5 protein-coding genes, 3 pseudogenes and 1 riboswitch are annotated in these 8,199 nt (G+C 67.4%); of the genes and pseudogenes, 5 read left to right on the top strand and 3 right to left on the bottom strand.

Annotation, left to right across the window (positions count from 1 at the left end; genetic code table 11):
* A pseudogene (locus tag Y705_RS17495) lies at positions 1–459 on the top strand (NAD(P)/FAD-dependent oxidoreductase); the annotation flags it as partial.
* Between the two features lie 20 nt (positions 460–479).
* Here the strand turns inward: Y705_RS17495 and Y705_RS23555 are convergent.
* Genes Y705_RS23555 through Y705_RS0104825 form a run of 3 tightly spaced genes read right to left on the bottom strand, consistent with a single transcriptional unit; the run spans position 480 to position 2,706 of the window.
* Positions 480–872, bottom strand: a complete 393-nt coding sequence (locus Y705_RS23555; RefSeq protein ID WP_049822287.1) for a DUF7793 family protein — start codon at positions 870–872, stop codon at positions 480–482.
* Positions 869–1,657, bottom strand: coding sequence for a class I SAM-dependent methyltransferase (locus tag Y705_RS0104830; RefSeq protein ID WP_026532029.1), 789 nt, complete (start codon positions 1,655–1,657; stop codon positions 869–871). Before Y705_RS0104830 ends, Y705_RS23555 begins: the two co-directional genes overlap by 4 nt.
* 17 nt (positions 1,658–1,674) lie before the next feature.
* Positions 1,675–2,706 (bottom strand): LLM class flavin-dependent oxidoreductase, encoded by a 1,032-nt coding sequence (locus Y705_RS0104825; protein ID WP_026532028.1) that lies wholly within the window; start codon positions 2,704–2,706, stop codon positions 1,675–1,677.
* 317 nt (positions 2,707–3,023) lie between these two features.
* Positions 3,024–3,126, top strand: a riboswitch (glycine riboswitch).
* A gap of 174 nt (positions 3,127–3,300) precedes the next feature.
* On the opposite strand from Y705_RS0104825, the gene gcvP reads away from it, so the two are divergent.
* The 4 genes and pseudogenes from gcvP to Y705_RS21040 all read left to right on the top strand — a co-directional run.
* Entirely contained in the window at positions 3,301–6,180 is a 2,880-nt protein-coding gene (gene gcvP / locus Y705_RS0104820) for an aminomethyl-transferring glycine dehydrogenase (protein WP_026532027.1), read from the top strand.
* Between the two features lie 8 nt (positions 6,181–6,188).
* Positions 6,189–7,295 carry a glycine cleavage system aminomethyltransferase GcvT gene (gcvT, locus tag Y705_RS0104815; RefSeq protein ID WP_026532026.1) on the top strand — a complete coding sequence of 369 codons (1,107 nt, stop codon included), beginning with the start codon at positions 6,189–6,191 and terminating at the stop codon, positions 7,293–7,295.
* Between the two features lie 100 nt (positions 7,296–7,395).
* Positions 7,396–7,935 (top strand): annotated as a pseudogene (locus Y705_RS0104805) (aminotransferase class I/II-fold pyridoxal phosphate-dependent enzyme); the annotation flags it as partial.
* 11 nt (positions 7,936–7,946) lie between these two features.
* Positions 7,947–8,199: pseudogene (locus tag Y705_RS21040) on the top strand (serine hydroxymethyltransferase); the annotation flags it as partial.

The following is an 8,199-nucleotide window of genomic DNA, read 5'->3' as shown; positions in this document are numbered from 1 at the left end:
AGGCATCCCGACAGCCCCTATGTGCTGGTGTCCCAGCCGTCGACGTTCGATCCCACGCGCGCTCCCGGGGGGCGCCACACGCTCTGGACCTATTGCCATGTCCCCAACGGCTCGACGAAGGACATGACCGAAGCCATCACACGGCAGATCGAGCGCTTCGCGCCGGGCTTCCGTGACATCGTCGTCAGTTCCAGTGTGGCGACAGCGGCCGAGCTGGAGGCCTATAACGCCAATTATGTGGGCGGTGACTTCGGCAGCGGTGCCGTCACCCTGCGCCAGATGCTGGCGCGGCCGGTTCCGTCCCTGCAACCGTGGGCCACACCGCTCAAAGGCGTGTACCTCTGCTCCCAGTCCACCCCGCCGGGCCCCGGTGTCCACGGCATGGCCGGGTTCCATGCCGCGAAGCTCGCCCTGAAGCGGGAGTTCGGGATGCAGGTGCCCGCCCTCGGAGCGGCATAGTCGGCACGCACTGTCCGGGTTCAGGACACGCTTGCAGGATTCAGGAGCCACACGGTTGCTTCGTTCCGTGAGGTGAAAAATCGCGTGGGGCACGGTGGCGTGTGCACGCCGAGGAAGAAGTTGGCAAGGAGCCCATTGAATGCACCAGATAGTAGAGGGTCTCCACACCCCGCCGCACACGGGATGGAGAAGACGCTGCGCGCGCTCCGACTCACGGCTTCGGTGGTCTCCATATCCACCAGCATGGGATGCGAATCCTCCTGGCACAGCTCGTCAACGGCTTTCATCGCAGCACGGGCGTCCGGTTCCTCGATACGGACGTCGCGGATCCAAGCCAGGTGCACTATGCCATCTGCCCGAAGCTCGAGGGTCGCCTTCCCGCCGTCGATCGTTTTCCGCGGCGCCCGCGTCACGGGCGGCGGCTGAGCATTGCGTAGTAGCCCGGAATGGCGGTCGGTCCACCGGACGTCATGGTGACCGCTTCGATGGTGACCGGGCCTTCCTCGTCCACGTGCCAATCCTCCGCAGGAAAGGCCGCCGCCCGCTCCCCGGCACCGAAACGGCCGGGCACGGGAATGCCGGAAATGGCACGCTCGAGTTGCTCCGGAATATCGCCCGGAGTTGCACCGAGGCTCTGCAGGTAGGCAAGCGGATTGCCCCGGAAGTTCGTCTCGGTCAGCAGCACCTTTCCCGTTCCTCCTACGAGGTCAGCGAGGTTCCGGGCGAGCGCCCGCTGCTGCTCCTTCCGGAGGACGTGGAGGACGCCGCGGACGAAGACGTTCACCGGCCCGCATTCCGCGCGGATCGCCGCGCCGGTGCCGGCCATCGTGAAATCTCCAGTGCGGTATCCCGTTCGCGACATCCCTGCTGACTCCAGTTCAGCCCGCTCGACGGCGCTCCTTGCGACATCGATGCCGAGGGCCAGGGGAAACACCCCGGCAAGCCGCCGGGTGAAGGTCCCGTTGCCGCAGCCGACGTCGACAACGGGGAGGGCGAGGTCCATGTGCTTCCGGGCGAAACCCTCGTACTGGTTCCACTCCGTGTCCGAGGCCGAGTCCCAGAGCACTTCGCCGCCGGCTCCGGTCTGCTGCACCCGGCTCCAGTAACCCTCCCAGGCCTTGTTGGAGTCCCGGGGCGCCCGGGTGGAGAGGAGTGCGACCCGCGGCACCAGGCGGGCCTGGTCGATGAAATTCGGCATGAGGCTACCTTAGAACGTCACGCCAGCAACTCGCGCACCATCGGTATCACTTTTATGCCGTAAAGCTCGATGCTGTGCATCAACTTCTCGTGGGGCAGCGGCCCGGCGCTGTACTTCATGTCGAAGCGGTCGATGCCGAGTGCGGTTGCCGTGGCGGCGATCTTCCGTGCGACGGTCTCCGGTGAGCCCACGTAGAGGGAGCCGGCGTCGGCCTCGGCGTCGAACTCCGCCCTCGTGGTGGGGCCCCAGCCGCGCTCGGCGCCGATGCGGTCGCGCAGAATCCGGTTGTCGGGCCAGAGTTCCTCGCGGGCCTGCTCGTCGGAGTCGGCGATATAGCCCGGGGAGTGCACGCCGATGGGGAGCGTCGGCTGCCCCAGTTGGGCGAGGGCGCGGTGGTAGAGGTCTACGTAGGGGGCGAAGCGGGCGGGCTCGCCGCCGATGATGGCCAGCATGAGGGGCATCCCGTAGCGTGCCGCGCGCACCACGGATTCGGGACTGCCGCCGACGCCGATCCAGGTCTTCAGGCGTCCGGATTCCGTGGGGGGATACACGCGGTGGTCGGTCAGGCCGGGCCGGGTGCGGCCGCTCCAGTTCACCGGCTCTTCCTTGATGAGTTCGGCGAAAAGGCTCAGCTTCTCCTCGAAGAGTTCCTCGTACTGCGAGAGCTCGAACCCGAAGAGCGGGAAGGACTCGGTGAAGGACCCGCGGCCGAGGATCACCTCGGCGCGCCCGTTCGACGCCGCATCGAGCGTGGCGAACCGCTGGTACACCCGGACGGGGTCATCGGAGCTCAGGACGGTCACCGCCGAACCCAACCGAATCCGAGTGGTCCTGCCGGCGATGGCGGCGAGGACGGTTTCAGGGGCCGAGACCGCGAAATCGTCCCGGTGGTGTTCGCCGACGCCGAAGAAGTCGATGCCCACCTGGTCGGCCAGCACGGCTTCCTCGATCACGTTGCGGATCACCTGCGGGTAGGGAACCGGCTTGCCGTCACTGCCCCTCGTGACGTCGCCGAAGGTATCCAGTCCCAGTTCGAGGTGCCGTGCCATGGTTGACGCTCCCGTGCTCTTGAAGTCGATCCGCTCTGGATCCTGTGGCCTACAACGCGGCCGCTCCGGGCCTCATTCCCGTTTTACATGCAATCGCATGATTTCCGGTGATCTCAGTTCGCGCGGGTCGAGGCGTTCAGCTGCTGCAGCGCCGGCACGGGACGTCACCGCGCTCAGGTCGGCGCGGCCCTGGCTCACAGTCATCTCGCTGGTCATGAACAGATTGTGCCTTTGGGTGATAGCCCGGCCTGCTTTGCCCGCCCGCACCAGCACGCGGTAAGCTTGTGGTACGGACCACACACAATCGAATACGCCATTGACCTGCAGCGGGAGAGTTCTACCGCGAAAGTCGACTCCGGTAGGCGCCGTAGGAGCAAATCCTCCCCAGGAATCTCTCAGGCCCAGTACCGCTGCGGTTAGGCAACTCTGGAAAGCAGCACTGCATCCTCCCGCGTTTCCTCGCGGAACCTGCGGCGCTCACCGACGGTGCAAGCAGGCGAAAGCCTCGCGGAAACTCTCAGGTTCCCTACAGAGCGGGGAGGAACCCACCACGTAGGCGCACCAACGCGCACCCACCTCACGTATGGAGTTCCCATGAAAGCCTCCCCGGAAACGGCTTCAACCTTCGCAGATCGGCATATCGGCCCCCGCCCGTCCGACGCCGGCCGGATGCTCGAGGTGCTCGGCTACCCCAGCATCGACAAGCTCGTGGACATCGCCGTGCCCGCCAGCATCCGCTCCGAGCGGGCGCTCGATCTCCCCGCCGCGCTGAGCGAGCCCGAGGTCCTCGTCCAGCTTCGCGCCATGGCCGGGAAGAACAAGACCGCCGTCCAGATGATCGGGCAGGGCTACTTCGACACCGTCACGCCCCCCGTGATCCGCCGCAACGTCCTCGAATCCCCCGCCTGGTACACGGCCTATACGCCCTACCAGCCCGAGATCTCGCAGGGCCGCCTCGAAGCGCTCCTCAACTTCCAGACCATGGTGCAGGACCTCACGGCCCTCGACATCGCCAACGCCTCACTGCTCGACGAAGCCTCCGCCGTCGCCGAAGCCGTCCTGCTCATGCGCCGCACCGGCAAGAACAAGGGCCGAACGGTGATTGACGCCGACGCTCTCCCCCAGACCGTCGCCGTCGTGCGCGGCCGCGCCGAAGCCCTCGGTTTCGAGGTGGAGATCGCCGACCTCTCGACCGGTCTGCCCGACGGCGACATCAACGGCATCGTCCTGCAGCAGCCCGGAGCCTCGGGAGCCATTCGGGACCACAAGGCAGTGATCGACGCCGCCAAGGAGCGCGGCGCCCTCGTCACCGTCGCCGCGGATCTCCTCGCCCTGACCCTGATCACCCCTCCCGGTGAGCAGGGCGCCGACATCGCCGTCGGCTCCGCCCAGCGCTTCGGCGTTCCGCTCTTCTTCGGCGGACCGCATGCCGCGTACATGGCCGTGCGCAAGGGCATTGAACGCATGCTCCCCGGGCGGCTCGTCGGGGTGTCGAAGGACGCCGACGGCGCACCCGGCTACCGCCTCGCACTCCAGACCCGCGAGCAGCACATCCGCCGTGAAAAGGCGACGTCGAACATCTGTACCGCGCAGGCACTTCTGGCGATCGTCGCCAGCATGTACGCGGTGTACCACGGGCCGGAGGGGCTGAAGGCCATCGCACGCACCACGCACGAGCATGCCGTGCAGCTCGCCGACCTGCTGGCCGGAACCGATGCCACGGTGGTCCACGCCGACTTCTTCGACACCCTGCTGGTCAAGGCACCGGGCAAGGCAGGAGACCTCGTGCAGCGGGCCGAGGAGCAGGGCTTCAACCTGCGCTCCATCGACGCCGACCACTTCGGGATCTCCTGCGACGAGACCACCACGGCGCAGCACGTCGAGGCGCTCGCCGGAATCCTCGGGTCCGAACCCGAGGAAACCGCAGGAACCGCGGGATCCGGCACCGGTGGAAAGAGCCGCATTCCCCAGGAGCTGCAGCGGACGTCGTCGTTCATGACGCACCCCGTGTTCTCGATGCACCGTTCCGAAACCGCCATGCTGCGCTACCTGCGCCGCCTCTCGGACAAGGACCTGGCGCTGGACCGCACCATGATCCCGCTCGGCTCGTGCACCATGAAGCTGAACGCGACGGTGGAGATGGAGTCCATCTCCTGGCCCGAGTTCGCCTCGATCCACCCGTTCGCACCGGAGAGCCAGACCGAGGGGTGGCGGGAACTGATCACCGACCTTGAGGAGCGTCTCGCCGAGATCACCGGCTATGCGAGGGTCTCCCTCCAGCCGAACGCGGGCTCGCAGGGCGAACTCGCCGGCCTGCTCGCCATCCGCGGCTACCACCGTTCGCGCGGCGACGAAAACCGCACGATCTGTCTCATCCCGTCCTCCGCGCACGGCACCAACGCCGCCTCGGCGGTCCTCGCGGGCATGAAGGTGGTGGTCGTGGCGACCGCATCGAACGGCAACATCGACCACGATGACCTCGTCGCGAAGATCGAGAAGCACGCGGACCAGCTTTCCGCGATCATGATCACCTACCCGTCCACGCACGGCGTCTTCGAGGAGGACGTGCGCTGGGTGTGCGATCAGGTGCACGGTGCCGGCGGGCAGGTCTACATCGACGGCGCCAACCTCAACGCGCTGGTGGGCCTAGCGAAGCCCGGTGAATTCGGCGGCGACGTCTCGCACCTCAACCTGCACAAGACCTTCTGCATCCCCCACGGCGGCGGCGGTCCCGGCGTCGGGCCCGTTGCAGTTGCCGAGCACCTGTCGCCGTTCCTCCCCGGGAACGCGAACCGGAACATCGCGGACGACGGCGGCGCGGACGCCGCCGGGGGCGCCCCGGTGTCCGGTTCGATGTACGGCTCGGCCGGCGTGCTGCCCATCTCCTGGGCCTACGTGGCACTGATGGGCGCCGAGGGGCTGACCAGCGCCACGGCGCACGCGCTGCTCGCCGCGAACTACGTTGCCGCCCGCCTCAACGAGCACTTCCCCGTGCTCTACACCGGAGCGCAGGGACTCGTGGCCCACGAGTGCATCCTCGACCTCCGGCCGCTCACCGCGAAAACGGGAGTCACCGCCGAGGACGTGGCGAAGCGCCTCATCGACTACGGGTTCCACGCACCCACGCTGTCCTTCCCCGTCGCCGGAACCCTGATGGTGGAGCCCACCGAGTCCGAGGACCTCCGTGAGCTGGACCGCTTCATCGAGGCCATGGTCGCCATCAAGGGCGAGATCGACCGGGTGGCGAACGGTGACTTCACCCTCGAGGAGAGCCCGCTCCGGCAGGCACCGCACACCGCCCAGCTGCTCATCAACGATGAGTGGAACCAGGCGTACCCGCGTGAGCTCGCCGCCTACCCGCAGCGCTCCCTCCGGCAGGACAAGTACTTCCCGCCCGTACGCCGGATCGACGGCGCACACGGCGACCGCAACCTGGTGTGCTCGTGCCCGCCGATCGAAGCCTTCGAAGACTAGGGACTCCCATGACCAAGCAGACACCGCTCTACGCACAGCATGAAGCCCTCGGGGCGTCCTTCACCGACTTCGGCGGCTGGCAGATGCCGTTGAAGTACCGCAGCGAACTGGACGAGCACCACACGGTGCGGCGGGCCGCCGGGATCTTCGACCTCTCCCACATGGGCGAGGTGCTCGTCCGCGGACCCCAGGCCGCGGGCTTCCTCAACTACGCCCTGGTGGGCAACCTGGCGGTCGTGGCCGTGGGCAAGGCGAAGTACTCGCTCATCTGCAATGCCGAGGGCGGCGTGATCGATGACCTCATCGTCTACCGCCTGGCCGAGGAGCGCTTCCTCGTGGTGCCGAACGCGAGCAACGCGGACAACGTCGCGGAGCAACTGCGCATCCGCGCGGACGGGTTCGACGTCGCCGTGGAGGACCAGTCGGAGGAAACCGCACTGATCGCCGTGCAGGGCCCCACCGCGGAGGCGATCCTCCTCGCGATGGCCGCACCCGAAGCGGCGGAAGCCATCACCGGGCTCCGCTACTACGCGGCGGTCGAGGTGGAGCTCGCAGGCCTTCCCGTGCTCTTGGCACGCACCGGGTACACGGGGGAGGACGGCTTCGAGATGTTCATCAGCAGCCCGTTCGCGGTCCGCCTCTGGGATGCGGCGATGCAGGCGGGCGTGGAGCACGGCCTGATGCCGTGCGGCCTCGCCTCCCGTGACTCGCTGCGCCTCGAAGCGGGAATGCCGCTGTACGGTCATGAGCTCGGCCTGGACATCAATCCGTTCGAAGCGGGCCTCGGTCCGGTGGTCAGCCTCAAGAAGACCGAGGACTTCGTGGGCCGGTCGGTCCTCGAACCGCTGAAGGGCCAGGAGCCTGCACGCAGGCTGGTGGGCCTGCAGGGCTCCGGGCGCCGCTCGGCGCGGGCGGGGTACGACGTCGTGGTGGACGGCACTGCCGTGGGAACGGTGACGTCCGGCCTTCCCAGTCCCACGCTGGGCTACCCGGTGGCGCTCGCCTACGTCGAGGCATCCCTCGCAGTGCCGGGCACCGACGTCTCCGTCGACCTGCGCGGAAAGCCGGAGCCCTTCACCGTGGTGGACACCCCGTTCTACCGGCGTTCGAAGTGATTCCCTCGTCATATGCCCTGATCAACATCTATCCGGGTCTGATCGAACCCGATCCGATCGGCACCGTCGAAGAGTACGCGCAACGGAATGGAATGCAACTATGAGTATCGCTACAGGGCGCGTCAGCGCCGTCGATCATCTCAACGCCGGCCTCGCCGACCTCGATCCAGAAGTCGCCGCGGGCATCGACGCCGAGCTGGGGCGCCAGCGGCGCGGCCTCGAAATGATCGCGTCGGAGAACCACACCCCGCAGGCAGTGATGCAGGCGCAAGGGTCGGTGCTGACCAACAAGTACGCCGAGGGCTACCCCGGCCGCCGGTACTACGGCGGCTGCGAGCACGTGGACGTGCTGGAGCAACTCGCCATCGACCGCGTGAAGTCCCTCTTCGGCGCGGGTTTCGCCAATGTCCAGCCGCACTCCGGCGCCCAGGCCAATGCTGCCGTCATGCACGCGCTCATCAAGCCCGGGGACACCATCATGGGCCTGAACCTCGCCCACGGCGGTCACCTGACCCACGGCATGCGCATCAACTTCTCCGGCCGGCTGTACAACGTGGTGCCCTACCAGGTGCGCGAGGACGATCACCGCGTGGACATGGACGACGTCGAGCGCCTGGCACAGGAGCACAAGCCGCAGCTGATCGTGGCAGGGAGCAACTCGCCATCGACCGCGTGAAGTCCCTCTTCGGCGCGGGTTTCGCCAATGTCCAGCCGCACTCCGGCGCCCAGGCCAATGCTGCCGTCATGCACGCGCTCATCAAGCCCGGGGACACCATCATGGGCCTGAACCTCGCCCACGGCGGTCACCTGACCCACGGCATGCGCATCAACTTCTCCGGCCGGCTGTACAACGTGGTGCCCTACCAGGTGCGCGAGGACGATCACCGCGTGGACATGGACGACG

Source organism: Arthrobacter sp. H41 (genome assembly GCF_000520535.1).
Classification (GTDB): domain Bacteria; phylum Actinomycetota; class Actinomycetes; order Actinomycetales; family Micrococcaceae; genus Arthrobacter_D.
The sequence above is the reverse complement of the archived record's forward strand: the minus strand, read 5'-3'. Positions and strand labels throughout refer to the sequence as shown.